Source organism: Paenarthrobacter sp. NPDC058040, assembly GCF_042885775.1.
Lineage (GTDB): Bacteria > Actinomycetota > Actinomycetes > Actinomycetales > Micrococcaceae > Arthrobacter.
In genome coordinates this window covers 425,509-448,896 of sequence record NZ_JBHVRN010000001.1, presented here as the reverse complement: position 1 = coordinate 448,896, position 23,388 = coordinate 425,509, and the positions used below count along the sequence as shown (strand labels likewise).

19 protein-coding genes are annotated in these 23,388 nt (G+C 64.4%); 4 read left to right on the top strand and 15 right to left on the bottom strand.

Annotated features, from left to right (window positions below):
- Window positions 1-26: 26 nt before the first annotated feature.
- On the bottom strand, window positions 27-782 hold the full coding sequence (locus ACFVSJ_RS01915; protein ID WP_387433719.1) for a CPBP family intramembrane glutamic endopeptidase: 756 nt from the start codon (window positions 780-782) through the stop codon (window positions 27-29).
- A gap of 48 nt (window positions 783-830) precedes the next feature.
- Between ACFVSJ_RS01915 and ACFVSJ_RS01910 the strand changes: the two genes are divergently transcribed.
- On the top strand, window positions 831-1,511 hold the full coding sequence (locus tag ACFVSJ_RS01910) for a histidine phosphatase family protein (RefSeq protein WP_387433717.1): 681 nt from the start codon (window positions 831-833) through the stop codon (window positions 1,509-1,511).
- A gap of 5 nt (window positions 1,512-1,516) precedes the next feature.
- On the opposite strand, the gene ACFVSJ_RS01905 is transcribed toward ACFVSJ_RS01910, so the two are convergent.
- The 5 genes from ACFVSJ_RS01905 to ACFVSJ_RS01885 are packed head-to-tail and all read right to left on the bottom strand — an operon-like array spanning window position 1,517 to window position 5,996.
- On the bottom strand, window positions 1,517-2,317 hold the full coding sequence (locus tag ACFVSJ_RS01905) for a DeoR/GlpR family DNA-binding transcription regulator (RefSeq protein WP_387433715.1): 801 nt from the start codon (window positions 2,315-2,317) through the stop codon (window positions 1,517-1,519).
- Between the two features lie 24 nt (window positions 2,318-2,341).
- A complete protein-coding gene (locus tag ACFVSJ_RS01900) occupies window positions 2,342-3,181 on the bottom strand; it encodes a ketose-bisphosphate aldolase (protein WP_387433713.1) in 840 nt (279 codons plus the stop codon).
- Window positions 3,178-4,134 (bottom strand): 1-phosphofructokinase family hexose kinase, encoded by a 957-nt coding sequence (locus ACFVSJ_RS01895; RefSeq protein ID WP_387433710.1) that lies wholly within the window; start codon window positions 4,132-4,134, stop codon window positions 3,178-3,180. Before ACFVSJ_RS01895 ends, ACFVSJ_RS01900 begins: the two co-directional genes overlap by 4 nt.
- A complete protein-coding gene (locus tag ACFVSJ_RS01890) occupies window positions 4,131-5,069 on the bottom strand; it encodes an ROK family protein (protein ID WP_387433707.1) in 939 nt (312 codons plus the stop codon). Before ACFVSJ_RS01890 ends, ACFVSJ_RS01895 begins: the two co-directional genes overlap by 4 nt.
- 9 nt (window positions 5,070-5,078) lie before the next feature.
- A complete protein-coding gene (locus tag ACFVSJ_RS01885; RefSeq protein ID WP_387433706.1) occupies window positions 5,079-5,996 on the bottom strand; it encodes an SIS domain-containing protein in 918 nt (305 codons plus the stop codon).
- 273 nt (window positions 5,997-6,269) lie between these two features.
- Here ACFVSJ_RS01885 and ACFVSJ_RS01880 point away from each other — a divergent pair, with 273 nt between their 5' ends.
- The gene (locus ACFVSJ_RS01880) at window positions 6,270-10,154 is read left to right on the top strand and encodes an endo-alpha-N-acetylgalactosaminidase family protein (protein ID WP_387433704.1); all 3,885 of its coding nucleotides are present in this window, start codon (window positions 6,270-6,272) and stop codon (window positions 10,152-10,154) included.
- A 47-nt stretch (window positions 10,155-10,201) separates the two neighbouring features.
- On the opposite strand, the gene hutI is transcribed toward ACFVSJ_RS01880, so the two are convergent.
- The 4 genes from hutI to tdh all read right to left on the bottom strand — a co-directional run bounded on the left by hutI (window position 10,202) and on the right by tdh (window position 15,118).
- Window positions 10,202-11,422, bottom strand: coding sequence for an imidazolonepropionase (gene hutI / locus ACFVSJ_RS01875; RefSeq protein WP_387433702.1), 1,221 nt, complete (start codon window positions 11,420-11,422; stop codon window positions 10,202-10,204).
- Window positions 11,423-11,433: 11 nt separating this feature from the next.
- Complete coding sequence (locus tag ACFVSJ_RS01870; protein ID WP_387433699.1) at window positions 11,434-12,531, bottom strand: NAD(P)/FAD-dependent oxidoreductase; 1,098 nt, start codon at window positions 12,529-12,531, stop codon at window positions 11,434-11,436.
- Between the two features lie 326 nt (window positions 12,532-12,857).
- Window positions 12,858-14,051, bottom strand: a complete 1,194-nt coding sequence (locus tag ACFVSJ_RS01865) for a glycine C-acetyltransferase (RefSeq protein WP_387433697.1) — start codon at window positions 14,049-14,051, stop codon at window positions 12,858-12,860.
- 20 nt (window positions 14,052-14,071) lie between these two features.
- On the bottom strand, window positions 14,072-15,118 hold the full coding sequence (gene tdh / locus ACFVSJ_RS01860; protein ID WP_387433695.1) for an L-threonine 3-dehydrogenase: 1,047 nt from the start codon (window positions 15,116-15,118) through the stop codon (window positions 14,072-14,074).
- Between the two features lie 110 nt (window positions 15,119-15,228).
- Here tdh and ACFVSJ_RS01855 point away from each other — a divergent pair, with 110 nt between their 5' ends.
- Complete coding sequence (locus ACFVSJ_RS01855; RefSeq protein ID WP_387433692.1) at window positions 15,229-16,158, top strand: LysR family transcriptional regulator; 930 nt, start codon at window positions 15,229-15,231, stop codon at window positions 16,156-16,158.
- Here ACFVSJ_RS01855 and ACFVSJ_RS01850 read toward each other — a convergent pair.
- From ACFVSJ_RS01850 to ACFVSJ_RS01830, 5 genes are all read right to left on the bottom strand, one after another.
- On the bottom strand, window positions 16,155-17,342 hold the full coding sequence (locus ACFVSJ_RS01850; protein ID WP_387433689.1) for a Gfo/Idh/MocA family protein: 1,188 nt from the start codon (window positions 17,340-17,342) through the stop codon (window positions 16,155-16,157). The two genes, ACFVSJ_RS01855 and ACFVSJ_RS01850, sit on opposite strands and share 4 nt — an antisense overlap.
- 27 nt (window positions 17,343-17,369) lie before the next feature.
- Window positions 17,370-18,407, bottom strand: a complete 1,038-nt coding sequence (locus ACFVSJ_RS01845; protein WP_387433687.1) for a LacI family DNA-binding transcriptional regulator — start codon at window positions 18,405-18,407, stop codon at window positions 17,370-17,372.
- An 83-nt stretch (window positions 18,408-18,490) separates the two neighbouring features.
- A complete protein-coding gene (locus ACFVSJ_RS01840) occupies window positions 18,491-20,152 on the bottom strand; it encodes a sugar ABC transporter substrate-binding protein (protein WP_387433685.1) in 1,662 nt (553 codons plus the stop codon).
- 55 nt (window positions 20,153-20,207) lie between these two features.
- Window positions 20,208-21,131 (bottom strand): carbohydrate ABC transporter permease, encoded by a 924-nt coding sequence (locus ACFVSJ_RS01835; RefSeq protein WP_387433684.1) that lies wholly within the window; start codon window positions 21,129-21,131, stop codon window positions 20,208-20,210.
- A 30-nt stretch (window positions 21,132-21,161) separates the two neighbouring features.
- Window positions 21,162-22,196: an ABC transporter permease gene (locus tag ACFVSJ_RS01830; protein WP_387433681.1), complete on the bottom strand. Its 1,035-nt coding sequence runs from the start codon at window positions 22,194-22,196 to the stop codon at window positions 21,162-21,164.
- 160 nt (window positions 22,197-22,356) lie between these two features.
- Between ACFVSJ_RS01830 and ACFVSJ_RS01825 the strand changes: the two genes are divergently transcribed.
- The gene (locus ACFVSJ_RS01825; protein ID WP_387433679.1) at window positions 22,357-23,385 is read left to right on the top strand and encodes a formylglycine-generating enzyme family protein; all 1,029 of its coding nucleotides are present in this window, start codon (window positions 22,357-22,359) and stop codon (window positions 23,383-23,385) included.
- Window positions 23,386-23,388: the final 3 nt, after the last annotated feature.

Here is a 23,388-nt window from a genome sequence, read left to right as displayed (position 1 = left end):
AAGCCCACGCCCGCACAACTGGGGCACTAGCCCAAGCCTACCGACTTGCCGAACAGACTGAAGCCCACAAAGGCCACGATGTCCAACAAGGCGTGGGCAATCACCAGGGGCATCACGCGCTTGGTCCTGGTGTAGATCCACGCGAACACCAGGCCCATCACGACGTTGCCGATGAAGGGACCGAACCCTTGGTAGAGGTGGTAGCTTCCGCGCAGGACTGCGCTGGCGACGATCGCTACCGGGGTGCTCCAGCCGAACTTGCCGAACCGGTCCAGGAGGTAGCCCACCACGATCACTTCCTCGACGATCGCGTGGCGGATGGCCGAAAGAACCAACACAGGCACGGTCCACCAATACGCATCAAGTCCGCTGGGCACAATCGCCGTGGTGATCCCCAATGCGCGGCCCACGGCGTACAGGCCCAGCGACGGAATGCCGATCGCCGCCGCGAGGCCGAGTCCCTGCACCGCGTCCTTGCCCGGCCGGGCGAAGTTGAAGCCGAGCCGGGCGAACGCCGACCCCCCGGGCGCGTGCAGGGACAGGAAATAGAACACCAGGACCACGGGAACCAAGGCGAACAGGATGTCCAGCAATTGGTACGTGAGGTCGAAGTACTCCCGCGTGCTTTGGGACCTGTTGAGGGTTGACGTCGCCTCGGACAAGGGAGCGCGGGTCAATTTGTCCAGGAGCTGCACCACCGAATAGACAGCGGATTGGCCCAGCGAGAGGCCAAGCACAATCAGGACTTCGGCGCGCAGGCGGCGACGGGAGGCTACGAGCATGTTCCTATCTTGCCTGCAGTTCCTTGGAGGAACCCTATGCTTGGTGGGATGAGCGCTCCCGGCAGAATCTTCATGGTCAGGCACGGCCAGTCCGCAGCGAATGCGGACACCTCCATCTACAATCGAGTGCCCGACTACCGCATTCCCTTGACAGCGAAAGGCGTTGAAGAAGCGCGGGCTGCCGGGGAACGCCTGCGACGCAAGCTCGACGGAGAGCAGGTATGCGTCTACGTCTCGCCGTACTTACGTGCCTACCAGACACTCGAAGCCATGAACCTCGGCCCACTGATCGAACGCGTCATCGAGGAGCCCCGGCTCAGGGAACAGGACTGGGCCAACTTCCAGATTGCCGGGGACATCGAGGACCAAAAGGAGCTGCGCAATCTTTACGGCCACTTCTTCTATCGTTTCCGGGAAGGCGAGTCCGGTTCGGATGTCTACGACCGCGTCTCGTCCTTCATGGAAACGCTGTATCGGCACTGGGAAAAGCCGACGTACGCACCCAACGCCCTGTTGGTCACGCACGGACTCACCATGCGACTGTTCTGCATGCGCTGGTTCCACTGGACGGTGGAGTACTTCGAGTCGCTGAACAACCCGGGCAACGCCGAACTCCGGACGCTGATCCGGACCGCTGACGAGCAGTACGTGTTGGATGAGCCCTTCAGCCAGTGGGTGCCCCGGAACGTGGACGATTCCGTGCTCGATGCTCCCCCGATGCGGTTCTGACGGAGCTAGGCAGTAATCCCTGCGGGCGCCACGATGACTTCCGTGCCCTTGGCTTCGAAAGCGGCCCTGTCCTCCGGCGTGATCCCGGCGTCCGTAATCAGGTGCCGGAACTCATAACCAGCCATGGCCGCGAAGGAGCGCCGTCCTACCTTGGAGGAATCGGCAACCACATAGGATTCGGTGGCCCGGCGGGCCATCACGGTGTTCACCATGGCCTCGCCCTCATCCGTGATGGTGGGGCCAAGGTCGGGATCCACGCCGTTGACGCCGATGAACGCAATGTCCAGCGCAACCTTCTGCATGATGACGTCCGTGTAGGGCCCCACGAGTTCGTAGGAGCGGGGGTTCAGGATGCCACCGGTGACCATGATCTTGATGTTGGGACGCACGGCAAGCTGTGAGGCAATGTTGATGGCGTTGGTGACCACGGTGAGAGTTGGCCTGTTGGACGGCGCGTTCAGGTCTTCGCGGGTGGACAGCAACTGGGCCAATGCGGTGTTGGTGGTTCCGCCACTGAGGCCGATCACCGCTCCTGGACGGATCAGCGATGACGCAGCCTGCGCGATCTCCTGTTTGGCCTCGGCGTGGTCGTCGCGGTTGTAGCGGCCGGGCAGGTCATAAGCCACGGATCCAGTGGTGGCGCCACCACGGGTCCGGCTGAGCAGACGCTGTTTGGCGAGGCTGTCCAGGTCGCGACGGGCCGTTGCGGGTGACACGCCGAGCCGCGTCACGATGTCCTCGACTTCCACGTGGCCGGATTCGGCCAGGAGGTCCAGGATGGCGGTCAGCCGATCGGTGCGGGTCATGACAAGCCTTTCGCGTCGATCCTGCTATTTCGCTTTGGCGAACAGCGTCAGCATACGTGCAGATTCCAGCACCAGGGCGTCCCGGCCGGCCTTGAGGTACTTCCGGGAATCCACCACTGCAGGGTTGGCATCGAGGTACTCACGGACGGCGCGGGTAAAGAACCCGTTCAAATGTGTGGATACGTTGATCTTAGTCATACCGGCCCCGATTGCGGCTACGAGCACCTCGTCTGTGACGCCGGAGGAACCGTGGAGGACCAGAGGTTTCCCGACGGCGGACTTGAGCCGGGTGATCAGGTGCAGGTCCAGCGCGGCGCTGCGTTCGGTCATGGCGTGTGACGAACCGACAGCCACGGCGAGCGCATCCACGCCGGTTGCTTCGACGAAGGCTGCTGCCTCGGTGGGGTCGGTGCGGACACCGGGCGCGTGTGCGCCGTCCTTGCCGCCGACTTTGCCGAGTTCGGCTTCAACGTACACGCCACGCTCATGCGCGTACCGCGCCACGCGCCGGGTAACTTCGACGTTCCAGTCGTAGGGCAAGTGGGCGCCGTCGTACATGACGGAGCCAAAGCCGAGATCGACGGCGGCCAGCGCCAGGTCTTCGGATTCGGCGTGGTCCAGATGGACGGCAACGGGCACGGAGGCATCCCGGGCGATCGCCAAGGCGGCGAGGCCGATCGGTTCGAGGCCGCCGTGGTACTTGGCGCAGTTCTCGGAAATCTGCAGGATCAGCGGAACTCCGGCAGCTTCGGCGCCGGCCACCAGCCCCTCGGCTGTTTCCACATGGATGACATTGAAAGCCCCTTGGCCTATTCCGTTGGCTGCGGCCTTGTCCATGAGTTCCCGCGTGTTGACCAGGGTCACCGGGTCTCCTTCCAGGTCACGATCAGTTGTTGTTCAAGTTCCTTGTAGCGGGGTGAGATTTCACCGGCGGCCGGCATCAGCACTGCGGCCGCAGACCAGGCCGTGGCTCGTTTGAGGAGCTCGCGCGGTTCAGTAACGCCTTGGGCAAGCGCGACGGCGGCAGCCGCCACACCGGCGTCGCCAGCTCCGGTGGGGTTCCCGCTGAGGGGAGCCGGCAGCCGGGCGCTCCAGTAGCCGCCAGGGGTGGCGTGGTCGAAGGCGAGCATCCCTTCAGCGCCGGCGCTCACCAGCACAGTCCTGGCACCCAAGGCGATCAACGAAAGCGCTGCGGCTTCGAGGCTCTCCTCCCCCGTCGCTTCGGCAAGTTCATGGTGGTTCGGTTTGAGGACATCGGCCCCTGCCCGGGCTGCGGCGATCATCGCCGGACCGGAGGTGTCGATGATCGCCGGGATGCCGGCGTCGTGCGCTGTCCGCACCAGCGACGGGTAGAAATCCTCGGGTGCGCCGGGCGGCAAGCTGCCCGAACCGACCAGCACGGCGGCAGGGCCGTGGCCGTCACCGCCTTGGACGGCACGCACGACGGCGGCGGTCAGTGAGCGCCAATCATCCGGCAGGAGGGCCTGGCCTTCCTCGTTGAAGATGGAGGTCTCCCCGGCGACGGTGTCAACGAGCGCAATGCTGCGGCGGGTTTCCGCGGCGACGTTGACCAGCTTGTGCGGTACACCGCTGGTCCAAAGCTCTGCAGCGAGCGTTTGGCCCGCAGCACCGCCTGTCGGGGCGACGGCCAAGACCGGATGTCCCACCTGATGGGCCACCCGGGCAACATTGAGTCCTTTGCCACCGGCGCGGCTCAGCGGTGTGGCAACGCGGTGGCTTGCGCCTTCGGTGATGCCGTGGACGGTGTAGGTCATGTCGATGGCCGGGTTGGGCGTGACGGTGACGATGCGGTTCACTGTGCCCCTCCCACGAGGCTGCGGTCCAGAAGGGCGCGTGCGTTGAGGGCCGCCCCGAGAAGGCCAGCGTCTTGGCCGAGCTGCGCCTTGATGATGCGGGGCCGGCGTTGGAAGTCCAGGGCGTGGTCTACCTTTTGGCGCAGCGGCTCCAGCAGTTCGTCTCCAGCTTCGGCGAGGCCGCCCCCAATGACCACAGCCTCGGTTCCGATGATGTTGACGCACTGGCAGATAGTAAAAGCCAAGGCATCCACGGCCTCCTGCCAGGTCCGGGCCGCGAGGGGTTCTCCCCCGCGGGCCCGAACCAGGACTTCTCTCGCGCCGCCCACGGGGTCTGGAGACTGCGCGTTATACCGCCGGGTGATGGCACCGGCGGAACCAATCGCCTCGAGGATGGTCACACCACCGGTGGCCGGATCCGGAACCTGGGCGTGGCCGAGTTCCCCGGCAAAACCTCCGGCGGTGACGGCTTTGCCGCCGGAGAAGACCGCGGCGGCGATTCCGGTCCCCACCACCATGACCACTACCTCATTCAACTGGTGGGAGGCGCCAAAACGGTGTTCCACGGCGGCGGCCGAACGAACGTCGTGGTCGAACGCGACCGGCAGTCCCAGGCGCTTTTCCGCCTCGACGGTGAACGGAAAGTCACGCCAGCCAAGGTTCGCCGAGTACACGCCGATGCCCTCCACGGAGTCCACGATGCCAGGGACGATGATTCCCGCGGCCTTTGCCGGGACATGGGGAAATTCCGTGGCAAGTTGATCAGCCAATTCGGCCAGCCGGTCGAGGACAGCTTCGCCCGGGCGTGCGCTGTCCAGGGGTGTGGGTACCCGACGCATGCCCAGGACGTTTCCCTGGGCGTCCACGAGGCCCGCTTTGACGTCCGTGCCGCCAACATCGAAAGCCAGGACGGCTGCGGCTGCGGTTCCGAGGACCATGGCCGCGGCCTAGGCGGAAGCGTCGAGGATGACGGAGCGCGTCAGATTGCGGGGCAGGTCAGGATTCAGCCCGCGGACCCGGGCGCGTTCCAGCGTGACCTTGTGCACGCGTGCCAGTTCCGCGAGGGGGTGCTTGTCCGTGTGGATGTAGAGGGCCCCGGTGACGGCCATGTCCTGGTCCAGGCCCTCGGGCTGGTCGCCGAAGAGCCACGTCACGCGGCCGGGCGCTGCGATGGAGATGGGACCATGGCGGTATTCCATGGCGGGGTAGGACTCGGTCCAGCCCTGCACGGCCTCGCGCATCTTGAGCCCGGCTTCGTGGGCCAGCCCTACGGTCCAGCCGGTGCCGAGGAAGCTGAACTGCTCGGCGTCGAGGAGTTCCTGCGCCACGGGAGCGGTCACGGCACTGCGGGCATCGGCGATCGCGGTGTTCAGGTCGATCCCCAAGCTGCTCAGCAAGTACACCAGGGCAGTAGTGGCGAACCGGGTCTGCACCACGGAGCGCTCGTCGGCATAGGGCAGCCCGATCACCGCATCAGCCAGGTCCACTATCGGGGACGAGGTGTCCCCGATGATCGCGACAGTGGGGACGATGCCCTTCAGGGCGGCCAGGATCTCGAGCACCTCAGTGGTGGTGCCGGAACGGGTGATCGCCACGACGGCGTCGTATTGCCGTTCCGGGCTGTTGTTGTTCAGGAAAGCCTCCGAAGCTGCGAACGCATCAGTGACACCCTTTCCAGCGGATTCCCGGGCCGCCGCGTAGCTTTGGGCCATGAACCACGAGGTGCCGCAGCCAATCACGGCGACCCGCTGACCGTCCGCCGGAAGCAGGTTTTCGGCCGCGGACTGCTCGATGGCACGCTGCCAGACGTCGGGCTGTGATTCGAGTTCTTCTTCCATGAAGGCACCCAGGGTGTTGCTGCTCATCGTTTGTTCCGTTCCCGCTCATGCAATGACGTTTTCTGATCTATAAAAACACTAAACGATCATTTTCAATCTCACAAGGATCACTCACTTCAGGAAATCGCCGGATTCCGCCCACGTCTCCACTCCCTCCGCTCACGCGATCGATCATGTGACAAGTTGTGCGATTTGGCTAATATTCCGTTAACTCTTGTCAACTTCTGTCCGATGCATGAGGCTTGTCCTGTCCGCAAGAACATGATTGTTACTCGCTCGGAAGAATCAAGAAGGAGCAAAATGCCCCGCTTGTCATCCCCCAGACGCATGCTTTCGCTAAGTTTGGCGTGCATCGTCGCCTCATCATCGCTTGGCCTACTGGCCCTGCATCCCACCCCCGCGGCCGCCGTAACGGACGCACCCGGTACGGCCACCTTGCAATCCGGCCAGCTCAGCGTTGCCGTGTCCACCACGTTCCCCCAGGCCCTCACCTACACCGATGCAGCCACCAAGGCGTCACTCAATGGCACTGCTGCCCGGCTCGCAACCATCACCATCAACGGCACCGAATACGAGGTCAACGGCACGTCCACCACCTCGGGCAAGGACACCATCGACTACGTCCTGTCCGTTCCCGCCTTCGGCAATGCCACTATCAAGGCCCGCCTGTCCGTGAAGAAAAACGTGGTCTCCTTCAACGTCACCGAGATCAAGGATTCCCCGGAATTCCTGGTCAGGACGTTGCAACTCCCCCGCCTCAACCTTGTCTCGGTGGATTCCACGCAGCCCGGAGCCCAGGTGTCCACGGCCAACCTTTCCGTGGACCGCAGCGTCACTGGAGATGAGTTCACGCCCATCACCCCTGGGACGCCCGTGGATGCCTCAGCCAAGAGCTCTGCCTACGCCCTGGCCAACACGTCCGTCCTGGGCGCAGCGCTGGAATCCAACGCCCTCTATGACACCTCGTCCGGGCCGGGTTCCAAGGACCGGGGCCGGTTCTGGCGGCAAGCGGTATCCAACGGATCGGGCGGGGTCTCCATGGGGATCGCGAGCGGCCAATGGCTCTACCGGGCCGAGGGTTCAAGCACCACGGAAGAATTGCCATGGACCCGCGTGGCCATCACCACCGATGCCAACGCCGACGGCTCCGTGGATTGGCAGGACGCGGCGATCGCCATGCGTTCCATCCAGGTCAGCGCCAACAAAGGCGAACAGACCCCGGACAACGTGATCACCCACATCCCGTTCAACTTCGCATCGCAGGCCACCCATCCGTTCCTCCGGACCCTGGACGACGTCAAGCGGATCTCCCTGGCAACGGACGGGCTGGGTCAAGTGGCCATGCTCAAGGGCTACACGAGCGAGGGCCACGACTCTGCCAACACCGATTACGGCAACAACTTCAACACCCGTGCCGGCGGTCTGGAAGACCTCAATGCCCTGGTCAAGGAAGGCAAGGACTGGAACGCCAGCTTCGGTGTCCACATCAACGCCACCGAGATCTACCCCGAGGCCAAGTCCTTCAGCGAGGACCTGCTCAGGGCGGACAAGGCACTGGGCTGGAACTGGCTGGACCAGTCGTACTACATCAACCAGCGGCAGGACCTTAATTCGGGCAAGCTCGCACAGCGGATCAAGGAACTACGCCAGGCCACGGACAAGAACCTGGACTTCGTCTACGTGGACGTCTATTACGAGTACGGCTGGCTTGCCGAGCGCTTGCAGCAGGAACTGGTCAAGAACGGCTTCCGCGTAGGTTCCGAGTGGGCCGACCATCTCTCCCGGAACAACACATGGTCGCACTGGGCCAACGATGAGAAGTACGGCGGCTCCACCAACAAGGGCATCAATTCCCAGATCCTGCGCTTCATCAACAACAGCCAATCGGATGTGTGGAACCCGGACCCCAAGCTCGGCGTGAGCCACATCGTCGAGTTCGAAGGCTGGACCGGCCAGAACGACTTCAACGCGTTCAGCGAGAACATCTGGACCTCCAACCTGCCGGCCAAGTTCCTCCAGCACCACCCGATCACCAAGTGGACCGCGGACCGCATCGACCTCGCGGATGGGGTATCGGTGACGGGCAACACCGCCGAAGCGCGCAACATCACCGTAGGTGGAGCATCCGTCCTCTCCGGCGGCACCTACCTCCTGCCGTGGTCCTCCAAGGAAAACAACACCCTGGACAAGCTCTACCACTACAACCCCGCGGGCGGCTCCACCACGTGGACACTGACCACTGACTTCGCAAAGGCCACGTCCCTGGAGCTGTTCAAACTCACGGACAACGGACGCGTGAAGGTGGCCGATGTTCCGGTGGTCAACGGACAAGTCACCGTCACCGCAGACGCCAAACAGCCCTACGTTCTGACGGCGAAGAACAACACGCTTCCGAAGAACGCTTCCTTCGGTTCGGGAACCCCGTTCAAGGATCCCGGATTCAACGGCGGCGACCTTGCGGGCTGGAATCCCAGCGGAAACGTCACCCAGGTGCGCGACGAGAAGGGCCGCCGCTTCGCACAGCTGGGCGCGTCGCCGTCGTCAATCAGCCAGGACGTAAAGCTCGACGCCGGTACGCAGTCGGTCAGCGCGTGGCTGGAAATCCAGCCAGGCAAAACACGGCCCACCACCCTTTCCGTCACCGTCGATGGCAAGACCGAAAGTGTCACCATCGATTCCTCCAACGCCGAAAACTATGTGGCCGGCGACGAGAAGCACGGCACCGCGTTCCAGCGGGTTCGAGTACTGGTGGACGTGCCGGGCAACAACACGAAGGCAACTGTCACCCTCAAAGCGGACGACGGCGACGCTACAGTACGCGTGGACGACTTCCGGGCGGTGAAGACCGCCCGGGTGGCAACCACCGGCGTGCTCAGCGAGGACTTCGAAAACGTTGACCAGGGCTGGGGACCGTTCGTGAAAGGCAACGCCGGAGGATCCACCGATCCCCGGACGCACATCACCGAACGCAACGAACCCTTCACGCAGAAGGGCTGGAACACCAACGTGATCGATGAGGTGTTGGACGGCACGTGGTCGTTGATCGCCCACGACGAGAACCTTGCACCCAACGGAGGACCCGGGATGGTGTACCGCACCACCGAGGCGACAGTTCCGTTCAAGGCCGGACACAAGTACAGGGTGTCGTTCGATTACCAGAACTCCAAGGCCGGGCAGTACGCCTGGGTTTCGGGTTACGACTCCGCGGCCGGACCGGCGGTGACGGGCAGCCAGCCGGTCGACGCCAAGACCTCGACCACGCGGTTTGAGCAGCTCTTCGATACGGGCTTCTGCGGCGATTACTTTGTTGGCCTGCAAAGGACCGGCAGCGCCAACGGCTCCGACTTCACCCTGGACAACCTCCTGGTGGAAGACCTCGGTTCTTCTGAAGCTGTCCCGGCGTGCGCCCAGCTCTCCGCCGAACTTCAGGGCGATGTGGTCCAGCAGGGCAAGGCACAGGACTTCGTAACCACGTTCGTGTCCGACGAGCCCGCGGCCATCAAGGATGTGTCCGTGGAACTCGCCCTCCCCGAAGGCTGGACGGCGACGCCAGCCACGCCTGCCACCTCTGGCACCCTGGCCGCCGGTGGAAGTCTCGCCACCACCTGGAAAGTCACTGCCCCCGCTTCGGCGGACGGCGATTACCCCATCACGGCGACGGCCAAGTACACCACCACCACGGAACCCACGGGCAGCCGGACCATCAGCACCACGGCAAGCATCCGGACACTTCCCAAACCACCGCAGGCCACCGTCTACGCGAGCGACCACCCCTGGGTCACCGCAACGAATGGCTGGGGACCGGTGGAGAAAGACATGTCCAACGGAGAGCAGGGCGCCGGCGACGGCAAGCCCCTGACGCTGAACGGAACAGTCTTCGCCAAGGGACTCGGCGCCCATGCCAACAGCACCATCCGTTACTTCCTTGGCGGCCGCTGCACCGCTTTCAACGCCACCGTTGGAATCGACGACGCCCAGCCAACCCGCGGAAGCGTCAAGTTCTCCGTGGTGGCAGACGGTACAGCCAAAGTAGCCACGCCAGTCCTCGGCCCCACCAGCGCTCCCCTGCCACTGAACGTGGACATCACGGGAGCCCAGTACGTGGACCTCGTGGCGAACGATTCCGGAGACGGGAACGGCAACGACCACGCCGACTGGGCAGACGCAAAGTTCACCTGCCAGTAGGCTGGCCCCTGCTCCTAGAAAGCCTGCCAGTAGGCTGGCCCCTGCTCCTAGAAAGCCTGCCGGCCGGCCCGCCACACCGAATGCGTGAGCGGAATTCCCGGCCGGTAGGCCAGGTGCGTAGCTGACGGCGCCTTGAGCATGTGCAGGTCCGCGCGATGACCGACGGCGAGCGAGCCCACCGCCCGTTCGCCGTCGACGTCGTTCCCGGACTCCCGGCCCAGTGCCAAGGCGCCGCCGTACGTCGCCGCGCGGACGGCTTCGTGGACGCTCAAGCGCATCTGGAGGACCGCCGTCGTTACGCAAAAGGCGATGGAACTCGTGTAGGACGTACCGGGGTTGCAGTTGGCGGCGAGCGCTATCTGGACACCGGCGTCGATCAGCTCCCGGCCAGGGGCCAAGGGTTGGCGGGTGGAGAGATCGCAGGCGGGCAGGCACGTGGCGACCGTGCCCTTCGTGCCGGCGCCGGCTTTGGCATCCCATCCTGACCAAGTCCCTGCGAGCGCCCGAATGTCCTGGTCCGAAAGATAGTTCACGTGGTCCACGCTCGCGGCGCCAAACTCCACGGCCAGTGCAACGCCCGGGCCCTCGCCCAGCTGGTTTCCATGCACGCGAAGCCCCAGTCCGGCGTCCTTCGCAGCTTTGAGGACCCGGCGGGACTGGTCCTCGTTGAAGGCACCGGTCTCGCAGAAGACATCCGCCCAGCGGACATGCGGCAGGACGGCGTCGAGCATTTCACCGCAGACCAGGTCCGTGTACTCCTCCGGGTCCACTCCGGCAGGGACCAGGTGTGCGCCGAGGTAGGTCACCTCGTCCACCAACTCCGCCGCAATCCGGGCGCTCCGGGCCTCATTCTCAACGTCCAGGCCGTACCCGGTCTTGCTTTCCAGGTACGTGGTGCCCTGCGAGAGTGCTTCTTCCACGCGCCCCTTGACCAGCCGGGTCAGCTCCTCGTCGCTGACGCTCCGCGTGGCGCCCGTGGTCACGGCGATGCCGCCCGCGCTGTAGCTCTCCCCCGCCATCCGGGCCTCGAACTCGGCCGTGCGGTCGCCGGCGAACACCAGGTGGGAGTGCGAATCCACCCAGCCAGGCAGGACGGCCCGGCCATCGGCGTCGATCCTTTCATCAGCCGCCGGCGCGTCGGTGCTGGAACCGATCCAGGAGATGCGCTCGCCTTCGAACACGATCGCGGCGTCCTTCAGGACCCTGTGCTCCAGGTCCTGGGTCATCAGTTCGCCGATGTTGGTGATGAGTGTGCTGGCTGGTGTCATGTCCCTATTGTTCAGCGCCGGATGGACCAGCGGACCGCCGCGAGCTGCTCCGCTGTCCGGGATTCCGGACTGTCGGCTTTTGTTTCGCCCAGGATGAGGCCGGCCGCAAGCTCGGCGATCGCTGAACTCGTCTGGAATCCGTAGCCTCCTTGGCCGGCCAGCCAGAAGAAGCCGGGGGCCTCGGCGTCGAAGCCCACCACGGGGACGCCGTCGGCCGCTTCGGTCCGCAGGCCCGTCCAGGCACGGTCAACCGAGTGGATGCCCAAGGTGGTTACGGCGTTGAGGGTGTCGATGAGTTTGTCCACATCTCCGGCGTACGGCCTGGCATCTTCGGCGCCGCTGGGCACGTGTTCTGACGGTGACACGAGCACCTGGCTGCCTTCCGGACGGAAATAGAAGGAATCGTCCGCGGCGCAGACCATGGGCGTTTGCGGGGCGAGCGGCGTCTTGACGTTCACGATCGCCGCCGTCCGGCGGTACGGCTGGAGTCCCAGCTTTTCGACGCCGCTGATGACGGCCAGCTCATCTGCCCACGCACCGGCCGCATTAACCACGACGCCGGACTGGAAACCTTCGGTGCCGGCGCCCAGTTCCCAGCCGCTTCCGATGCGTTGGGCGGAGTGGACGCGGGCTCCCGTGATGACGTCCACGCCCTTTGCTTCCGCCTGTTGACGGTGGTCCTCCAGTAACAGCGGGGCGTTGCAGCCGAACGAGCCACTGTCCAGGCCGGCGGCAGTAAAGGACCCGGGCTTGAGAACGGGACAGAGCTGGAGTGCCTTGGCATGGGTGATGCTGTGCATATTGCCGCTCGCTTCGGCCTTGACCGACGGTTCGTCGCCCACCAGCATGAATCCGCGCGGTGTCAGGACCGGTTCGGGGAGGTTTTCGTCCCGGGCCTTCAAGAGGTCAAGCGTCCGGACGGTCAGCTCCTGTACTACCGGCGGCCCGTAGCTCGGAATCAACTGCCGGGCCGAACGGGACGAGGTATGGAACGCCAGGGACTGCTCGGCCTCCACCAGGGCAACCGTGCACTTCCCCGCCAGGGCCGAAGCCAAGGAAAGCCCGGCAATCCCGCCGCCAACGATCACCACGTCATAGTTCGAAGCCATGGCTCCATCCTTCCAGACGCTCTCTCACCAAACACCCCCTTCCCCCGGACGCCCTCTCACCAAACACCCCCTTCCCCCCGAACGCTCTCTCACCAAACACCCCCTTCCCCCGAACGCTCTCTCACCAAACACCCCCTTCCCCCGGACGCTCTCTTACCAAACACCCGCTTCCCCCCGGACCCTCACTTGTTTCAAGGGAGTGAGAGAGGATCGGGCCCAAAGGGACCTTTCGTGAGAGAGGATCGGGCCCAAAGGGGGGTTTCGTGAGAGAGGATCGGGCCCAAAGGGGGGGGGGGGTTGGTGAGAGAGCGTTGGGGGTTAGGCGGTCAGGCGACCGCGGCGCGACTCTTGACGAACGCCTGGACGCACGCTTCGACGTCGTCCGTGCTGTGCGCGGCGGAGAGCTGCACGCGGATGCGGGCCACGCCCTTCGGCACTACGGGGAAGCTGAAGGCTGTGACGAAGACGCCGTGGTGGAGCATCTCGTCAGCCACGCGCGCTGCAACCACGGCGTCACCGAACATCACCGGGATGATGGCGTGCTCGCCGTCGAGCAGTTCGAAGCCTTCCTCGCTCATGCGGCGGCGGAAGAGTGCAGCGTTCTCGAAGAGGCGGGTGCGGAGTTCGCCCGACTCCTGCACCAGCTCGATCGCCTTGATGGTGGCCGCCACGATGGCCGGGGCCAGCGAGTTGGAGAAGAGGTACGGGCGGGCCTTCTGACGCAGCATGGCAACGATCTCGCCGCGACCGGACACGTAACCGCCCGAGGCGCCGCCGAGGGCCTTGCCGAAGGTACCGGTGTAGATGTCAACGCGCTCGGAAACGCCGGCGTGCTCGGGAGTGCCGGCGCCGGTGGAGCCCATGAAGCCGACGGCGTGGGAGTCGTCCACCATGACCAAGGCGTCGTGCTTCTCCGCGAGGTCGCAGATGGCTTCGAGCGGTGCCAGGTAGCCGTCCATGGAAAAGACGCCGTCCGTGACGATGATCTTCCGGCGGGAACCTTCAGCTTCAACCAGCTTGGCCTCAAGATCAGCCATGTCCTGGTTGGCGTAACGGAATCGCTTGGCCTTGCTCAGGCGGATGCCATCGATGATGGAAGCGTGGTTGAGGGAATCCGAGATGATGGCGTCGTCCGAGCCGAACAGTGACTCAAAAACGCCGCCGTTGGCATCGAAGCAGCTGGAGAACAGGATGGTGTCTTCGGTTCCGAGGAAGGCCGAAACGCGGGACTCGAGTTCCAGGTGGAGGTCCTGGGTGCCGCAAATGAACCGCACGGAAGCCATGCCGAAGCCGCGCTCGTCCATGGCGGACTTGGCGGCGGCGATGATGTCCGGGTGGTCGGCCAGGCCCAGGTAGTTGTTGGCACAGAAATTCAGGACCTTACTGGCGGGCTGGCCGAGCTGGCCGGCCGCGATGTGGCTCGCCTGCGGGGAGTCGATGTGGCGTTCTGTCTTGAAGAGCCCGGCGCTGCGGATCTCCTCGAGTTCGCCCTGGAGTTGGTCTTTGATGGCTGAGTACATTGATTTGCTCCTGAAAGTTCTTACAGTTCAGTCCAGTCGAGGACCACTTTGCCGCCCACGCCGTTGCGGGCGATCTCAAAGCCTTTTTCCCACTCGGTTGCGGGCAGCTTGTCCGTGACGACGGCGGAAATGCTGCGGTGCAGCGCGGGGTTGGAGGAGAGCATGGCGCTCATGGCGTACCAGGTCTCGAACATTTCACGTCCGTAGATGCCCTTGAGCGTCAGCATGTGGGTGACCACCTTGCCCCAGTCGATGTCGATGGACTGGCTGGGAAGGCCGAGCATGGCGATGCGGCCGCCGTGGTTCATGTTGTCGATCATCTCAGGCAGGGCCGTGGGGTGTCCCGACATTTCCAGACCGATGTCAAAGCCCTCGCGCATGCCGAGTTCCTGCTGTGCCTCGCGGACGCGCATCTTCGACACATCGACGGCAAGGTCCACGCCCATCTGCCGGGCGAGTTCGAGGCGCGGTGCGGAGACGTCGGTGATGGCGATCTTGCGGGCTCCCGCGTGCCGGGCGACGGCGATGGCCATGAGCCCGATCGGTCCCGCGCCCGTGATGAGCACGTCTTCACCAACCAGCGGGAAGCTCAGCGCAGTGTGCACGGCGTTGCCGAAGGGATCGAAGATGGCGCCGAGTTCGGGCGTGACCGATTCGTCGTGGTGGACCCACACGTTCGTCTCGGGGATCACGACGTATTCCGCGAACGCACCGTCGCGCTGCACGCCGACGGAAACCGTGTGGATGCACATCTGGCGGCGTCCGGCCCGGCAGTTGCGGCAGATCCCGCAGACCACGTGGCCTTCGCCGGAGACGCGGTCACCGATCTTGACGTCGCGGACGTCCTCACCGATTTCCACCACTTCGCCGTAGAACTCGTGGCCGGCAATGAGCGGGGTCTCGATGATGCCTTGGGCCCAGGCATCCCAGCTCTGTATGTGGAGGTCGGTGCCGCAGATGCCGGTTGTCATGACACGGATTTTGACGTCGGACGGACCGGCTTCCGGCTCGGGACGGTCGACGAGTTCGAACCCTGCGTGCGGTCCGGATTTGTAGAGAGCCTTCATGGGATTCCTCACTGGCTGGATGCTGCTTCGCTGCTGCTGACTTCCATTGAAAGCCCGTTAACGGTTTAGCACAACTAGATTCTTCTCAATCAACGATTTAGGATTTGCTAATGGAAATCCATCAGCTGCAGATGCTCCGCGAGCTCGGGGACCTGGGCAGCGTGAAGGCCGTAGCCGACACCCTCATGGTCACCCCGTCGGCCGTTTCGCAACAGCTCGCCCTGCTCCAGAGGTCCGTGGACGTGCCCTTGACGCGCAAGGAAGGCCGCGCCTTGGTGCTGACGGATGCAGGCCGCGTGCTCGCGGAGGCGGGTGCCGCCGTCGTGAATGCCATGGCCGACGCGCGGGCGGCGATCGGCGCCTATCACGACGCACCCGACGCCCCTGTCAGCGTGAGCGCCTTCCACAGTGCCGGGCAGGCGCTGTTTGCGCCGTTGGCTGCGCTGCTGGCAAGCGGGCAAGCGTCCGACGGCGGGAACTCACCTCGGTTGCGCCTCTCAGACGAGGACGTGGCCCAAGAGGACTTCCCGGGGCTGGTTGCCCGCTACGACCTGGTCCTGGCACACCGGATGGACAACAGCCCACCGTGGCCGGAGGACAAAGTCGCCGTGATCCCGCTCGCGGATGAGCCATTGGACATCGCCTTGCCGGCTGGACACCCGCTGGCCTCACGACGCGAACTGGAGCCGTCCGACGTCGTCGATGAACCGTGGGTGACCAGCCGCGACGGCTACTCCCCCGCGGACGTGCTGTCCGCCGTCGTGGCCGTCAGCGGACGGCCAGCCGAGGTGCTGCACCGCATCAACGACTATTCGACCGTGGCGGCGCTGGTTTCGGCCGGCGGCGCGATTGGGCTGCTTCCGAGGTTCACGGCGCGTCGGGTCCTGGATGCGGGCGTGGTACTGCGGCCCCTGGCGGGTGTGAATTCGGTGCGCAAGATCGACATCCTGGCCCGCCCGGAAACGCTTAAAAGGAAATCGGTCATGACGGTTTGCGAGTCACTTCAAACCGTCATGACCGAGCTGGCAAGCCCCCGCTAACCCAAGTGGGTCAAGGCGGGCTGGCCGGCGTCGAAGTACTCCACCAGTTCGGCGGGCAACTCCGGGACCTCGCGGGCGGAGCCATCGCTGCGCAGGGACTCGGCCGCGAGGATTCCGGCTACCACCGCTTGGCGCGCCGCGATGGGGCTGGTCTGCGTCCGGCCGCCCTGGGAAGCGAAGCGGAGGAACTCCGCGATCAGCTTCGGATCGGCACCGCCGTGGCCACCCTCGCCGTCCTGGATGGTGATGACCTGGTCCGGTTCGCCGCGCCCTGAGGTCCGCGAGGTCCAGACATTGATGGTTTCCCCCGGGCCGTCGCCGAAGTTTTCGATCCGGCCCTTGGTGCCGATGATGGTGTAGTTCCGCCAGTAGTCGGGCGTGAAGTGGCACTGCTGGTAGGAGGCCAACACGCCATTGTCCAGGACCATGTTCATCATGGAGATGTCCTCGACGTCGATCTCCTCCGCCAGGTCCTTCTGCTCCGTGGGCGGCCAGTTGTCCAGGGAGAACCAGTCCCCCATGCGCTTGCCGTCGTTGTTGCCGCGGTTCTTCACGTCTCCGTAAACGGCGAGTTCTCCGACGGCGGACACCCGCTTGGCGTACCCGCCGGCCAGCCAGTGGATCACGTCGATGTCGTGGGCGCCCTTTTGAAGCAGCAGCGACGTGACGTTGGCGCGCTGGGCATGCCAGTCCTTGAAGTAGTAGTCACCGCCATGGCCAACGAAGTGGCGGCACCAAATGGCCTTGACCTCGCCGATGCGGCCTTCCTCGATGATCTGGCGCATCTGGACCACAACGGGCATGTGCCGCATGTTGTGGCCCACGTAGAGCCGGGTGCCCGTTTCATACGCGGTCTTGAGGATCAGGTCGGCGGCTTCCAGCGTGACGTCGAGCGGCTTCTCGCAGAAGGTGGGGATGCCCGCCTTGAGCGTACGGACCGCGACGGCGGCATGCTGGTTGTCCGGAGTCAGGACCAGGACTGCGTCCAGGCCACTGGCCAGCAACTCCTCGAGGTTGTCCGTGATGCGGGCTGTCGGGATACGTTCGGCGGCGTCGGCGCGTCCACGTTCGCTGAGGTCGCAGACAATGGTGACCTCAGACCCCTGGCCCGGCTTGTGGGCGTGCTTCCACAACCCCGAACGCAGGCCGAAACCCACGATGCCGACCTTCAAATCCTTTTCCATGGTGTACAAATTCCTTCTGCTGATTCTTTAGTTGAGTCTGGTCGCGGCGCTGCGGTGGGGCGCCGATTCACGCACGAAGAGGTGCCAGGGGAAATCGAGGACCGTCGGCGTATCGACGGCACCCGTGGCCCGCTGCAGGAGCAGCCGGGCGAGCTTGTCGAAGAAGTCCACGGGACCCACTGTGCTCAGGGACGGTGACATGCGCTCACCCTCCACAGTGTTGCCCACACCGATGATGTCCACGTCCTGGCCTACGGCAAGGCCCAGGCGTTGGGCGGCGTTTATGGCGCTGACGGCGGCGAAATCCGTGGTGGCGTAGATGGCGGTGGGCCGGTCTGGAAGTCCCAGGAGCCGGGTCGTAGCGGCAAAGGCTCCGGAGGTGGTTCCGTCAAAGAGGCCAACGTAGTCTTCCCGTTCCTCGATCCCGGCAGCGGCCAGGGCTTCGGAGTAAGCGCGGTACCGGCTGCCACCCGAGGTTCCGGCGGCAGTGGCCGGAGTCAGGCAAGCGATCCGCCGGTGGCCGTGGAGAAGGTGCTCCACGGCCATCCGGCAACCGGGCTCCGCGATGGAACGGATGACGTCGAAACCCTCCGGTTCCAGCTTTTCGTTGAAGACCACCAACGTGGTTCCATGCCCGGCCAGCTTTCGCAGCGAAGCAGCCTGGTCCTCCCGGACGGCGTCCACGAACACGGCGTCGGCACTATGCGTTCCCAGGACTTTCACCCAGTCGGCGTCGCCCAGGATCATCGGCGTGATTCCCAATGGTTCCGCGGCACGCTGGACCGCCTCGATGACGGACAGGGACCAGGGATCCGAGAGCATGGTGAGCGAGAGGATCACGGTGTTGGTCCGTCCGGTGCGGATGGCCCGGGCAGCCTGGTTGGGCCGGTAGCCGAGGCGCTCCGCAGCGGCCTTGACCTTTTCCGCCGTCGGATCCGAAACGCCTGGCCCGCCGTCACCCCGGCGACCGGACATCACATAGGAAACCGTGGCCGTGGAGACTCCGGCGAGTTCGGCCACCATGCGAATGGTGGGCCTGACGCCGGTGCTGTTTGTTCCTGCCATGGTTCCCCCTGGGTGTAGATGTGGTGTCCGTCGTCCGTGGTGTCGAGGCTAGCCCGTGAAGCCGGGTTGGCCGGGGAACCGGGCTAGCTCCGGAAGACCGGCGCGTTGGGGTCCAACGCGGCCTGGTACTCGTCGCGCATCTTGTCGCCGCCTTCGCTCTTCCAACGCTTCACGGCGTCCTTGAGCTCGTCGATCTTGGCGCGGCCGGTGATGATGTCCACCACCTTGTCCCGGAGCTGCTTGGTGATCTTGGCGCCCACCTTGGCGTTGGTGTCCGAGTAGGAACCGTTGGTGGGGTTGCGCCAGGCGATCTCCAGGAGCTTCTTCTCCTGCTCGCTGACGTAGCGCGTGTCGTCGTCGAAACCGGGGTTGAAGAGGACGTTCTCCGGGCTGGACATGATGTTCAATGCCGAGACCAGGCCCGGCGCATTGGTGGTGCCCGTGTCCGTGCGGACCGGGTTGCCGCTGCCGTCCAGGGTGTAGTCCTGGCCGAGCTCGCCGAAGTTCTTCTGCATGTACTCCACCGTGCCGAAGGGCGCCGACAGGTAGTTGATGAGCGCAAGCAGTTCGCGGATCTTGCCCTCCTCCGCCTTCTTGAACGGCGTGAAGCCTACGGTTCCGTAGCCCATGTCGTACGTGGGCTTGACCTTGCCGTCGGCGCTGAACGGAATGAGGATGTCGAATTTCGCGGTGCGGCTCAGCGCGCGGTAGCTGCGGATGTCATGCGGGCCGGACACCACCTGGGCACCCACGGTTCCGTTCGCGACGCGGGCGCGGATGTCCGTGGCCTTCGAATCGGGGTAGAAGACCCCCGCGGCGAACATCTTGGCCGTGAACTCGACGCCGGCCATGTATTCATCGGTCTCGTACAGGTGCGTCAGCGTGCGGTCCTTGTTGACGGCCCAGCTGTTCGGGGCGCCGAACCATTCGGTGACCATGTGCAGCGCGTTGATGTAGGCCGGTTCCAGGGCGTACTTCTGGTCGCCGGGACGGGTCAGCTCCTTGGCCTTGTCCAGGAACTCGTCGGCACTGGATGCTTCGAAGCCACCAACCTGCGCCCACATGTCGTGGTTGCCCAGGTACACCTGGCCGAACGGGGTGCTGGGGATGGGAGCGCCCCAGATCTTTCCGTTCACGACGGCGGTCTTCCAGGAATCCGGCTTCAGTGCGGCCAGGTTGGGGTACTCGAGCACGGCGTCACCGGAGAGGTACGGCGTGAGGTCCTGGAACTTTGCCTCCAGCATGGGGCCGACGTTGGGGATGCCCTGGTTCGGCGGTACCCACATCATGTCCGGGAGGTCGTTGCTGGCAAGGACCGTGGCGAACTTGGCGGGATAGCCATCGCCGATGTCCTCGGCGATCTGCAGCTCCAGGTCCCCGCCAAGCTTCGCATTGAGGCGCTGCCAGAACGGGTTGTCCTTCAAGCCGGGGCTCATGGTGTCGAAGGTTTCCGTCAGCCCGGTGACCTTGCCCTTGAGCGGCGGAGCCTTTACGGACTGCACGGCATCGGGCAGTTTGAAGTATCCGGCCTGCAGGCCTTGGGCGTTGCCGGCGATGTCCGGGGTGACACCCGTGAACTCTTTGTACGTGGGCAGCTTGACCGCGGCGGAGGCAGCGGCGCCCCCACCTCCGGAAGCCCCGCCGCCACCGCAAGCGGACAGGCCGACGGCGGTCACGGCCAGGCCTGCGAGGCCAAGGAAGCCGCGGCGGCTGAATCCAGCCTGTCCTGAGGTAGTGCTTGTCATGGCATAACCCTTTCTGGTTATCTTTTTGGTTTCTGACGCGTGGAAGTTTGTTGTGCTAGCCCTTGACGGCGCCGGTGATGACGCCCTTGGCAAAGTGCTTCTGCAGGAACGGGTAGACCATGAGGATGGGGACCAGGGCCACCACCACCACGGCCATCTGGATGGACTGTGGCGGCGGCGTAGTGGTGATTCCCAATTGGTCCGCGGCACCGCTTCCCTGCACCACGAAGTTCCTCAGCAACAGCTGGATGGGCCACTTGCTGTGGTCGTTGATGTAGAGAAGCGCGTTGAAGAACGAGTTCCAGAAGCCCACCGCATAGAACAGGCCTACGACGGCGATCACGGCTTTGGACAGCGGCATCACGATGCGCCACAGGATTTGCCAGTCGTTGGCACCATCGATTCTGGCGCTTTCGATCAGCTCACCGGGGATGTTCATGAAGAAGGACCGCATCACGACGAAGTTGAACGCTCCAAAGATGCCGGGCAGGATGAGCGACCACAATGAGTCGAGCAGGCCGAGCTGGCGGATCATAAGGAAGGACGGGATCAGGCCCGGTGCGAAGAGCAGGGTGAACAGGACGGCCAGCACCACGGGGCGCCCGAACAGGACCGAGCGGCTGGTGGCGTAGGCCATGGTGATGGTGACAAACAGGGCCAGGATGGTTCCCACCACGGTAATGAGGGCGCTCACTCCGAGGGATTGCAGGACCATGGGGCCTTTGAAAATCGTGGCGTACGCCTCAAGGGTGGGACGCTCGGGCCAGAGGACAAAGCCGCCGGCCTTGACCAGTTGCTCGTTGTCGGCCAGGGAAGTGGACACCACCAAAAGGATCGGGGCAAGGATGGACAGGCTGAAGAGGACCAGGACCACCGTCTTGACGGTCTGGTACAGGGCGGAAGGACGTTCCTTCCACACTGGTCGCTTGGGGTTGTAGCTCAACTCGCGGGGTTTGCGGGTGAAAAGTGTTGTTGCCATGGGGTTCTCCTTGTACGGCCGCCTCTGGGGCTAGCCGACCTTCCGTGCAAAGATTCCGTCTTCGCCAAAGCGGTGTGCCAGCTTGTTCGCGCCGTAGATCAGCAGCGCACTCACCACACCCTTGGCCAGGCCCGCGGCGGCACCCGAACTCCATCCGCCACCCACAACGCCGGTGTAATAGGTGAAGGTGTCCAGGACTTCCGAGGCCCCGGCACCCACGGCATCGCGTTGCAGGATGAATTGCTCGAAGCCCACCGAGAGGATGTCGCCGATGCGCAGGATGAGGAGCAGGACGATCACGGGGCGGAGGCCAGGCAGGGTGATGTGCCACATCCGGCGCCAACGCCCGGCACCGTCCGCCGCGGCCGCCTCGTAGAGCGAGGCATCGATACTCGCCAAGGCAGCGAGGAAGATGATCATGGCCCAGCCGGCGTCTTTCCAGATCATCTGGACCACCACCAACACGGGGAACGTCTCAGGGTTGGTCATGAAGGGGATGGGGTCCATGCCCCAGTCCCGGAGCAGGTTGTTGATGAATCCCGCGCCGCCCAGCATTTGCTGGAAGAAAGCGATCACCAGGACCCAGGAAAGGAAGTGCGGCAGGTAGGCGATGCTCTGGAAGACCTGACGGACCCTGGTGCTGATGAGGGAATCGACGATCAGGGCCAGGACCAGCGGGACGGGGAACAGGAACACCAACTGCCAGGCCGCGAGGTACAGCGTGTTCCAGAATGCGTGGATGAAGTCCGGATTCGCGAAGAGATCCACGAAGTTCTGCCAGCCGACCCAGAGGCTGTCTCCGATGCCCAGATACGGCTGGTAGTCCTGGAAGGCGATGACGTTGCCCAGGATGGGGATGTAGAAGAAGAGCAGCAGGAACGCAATTCCCGGCACCATCATCAGGAGCATCTGCTTGTCCCGCTTCAAGCGCGAGCGGAAGCTTTGGCTGGGCGGCTTGGTCCCCTTGCCCTTCCGGGAGCCGGACACTGGCGCTTTCACGCCCTCCCGAGCCGGGACACGGCGGGCTTCGGACAATGCCGGAGCCTGTTCCGTTGTCGAGTTCATGCTGTCTCCTCAAGTGCTGAGTGTGATTCAAGCCACGTTCGTTAACCGTTTAACAAACCATAAGTGACACATCCGCCTTTTGCAAGATCATGATTGAAACTGAGCGTAGAAATCAGTTTTCATCACTTTCGGCGTCGGATCGCCCCAGTAGGATGGTGGGGTGAACGATTGCTGCAGCCCGGGCGCCGGCGCCCGGGAACATACGACGTCGGGGCTGACGCCGCCACAGCGCGCGGCGGGTGGCCATCCCGTGGCGGGTGCCGGCGTCGTAGGTTCATCCCAAGGGCCCCGGACGCAAAGTCCCACGCCGCAAGGCGGTGGCAACGATGTCGATATCCCCGGCGGAACCTTCGCCATGGGTGACCCCTTCAACGAAGGCTACGAGGACGACGGCGAGTCCCCCGTGCATGAGGTGCGCGTCGCGGCCTTCCGCATCAGCGCCACCACCGTGACCAACCAGGAGTTCGCGGCTTTCGTCGACGCCACCGGGCACCGGACCGAATCGGAAAGTTTCGGGACTTCGCCCGTCTTCCACCTCGCCGTCCAAGCCGGGCCCGGGGACATCCTCAACCGGGTTGGCAACGTCCCATGGTGGCTCAATGTCCGCGGCGCTGATTGGAAGCACCCCGCAGGACCCCTCTCGGCCTGGACGGACATCCCGGACCATCCAGTGACCCACGTTTCACACAACGATGCCTTGGCCTACTGCGCATGGGCGGGCCGGCGGCTCCCCACCGAAGCCGAGTGGGAATATGCGGCCCGCGGCGGGTACGAGGGCCTGCGCTTCCCTTGGGGAAACGAGCTCCACAACCCCGGAGAAGGTGAAGCGCGCCACAACTGCAACATCTGGCAAGGTGAGTTCCCCGCGCGCAACGACGTCGAGGACGGCTTCCTGACCACTGCGCCCGCGCGTTGGTTCGAACCGAACGGCTACGGTATGTACCAGACCAGCGGCAACGTGTGGGAGTGGTGCAGCGACTGGTTCCTGCCCAAGTATTACAAAACCTGCCTTGCCAACGGCACGGTCCAAGATCCGCAAGGACCCACCATCGGGCGCGGACGCGTGATGCGGGGTGGCTCGTACTTGTGCCACGACTCATACTGCAACCGGTACCGGCTGGCAGCGCGCAGCTCAAACACGCCGGATTCCGCGAGCGGCAACCTGGGTTTCAGGACTGTGGTGCTGTAACTG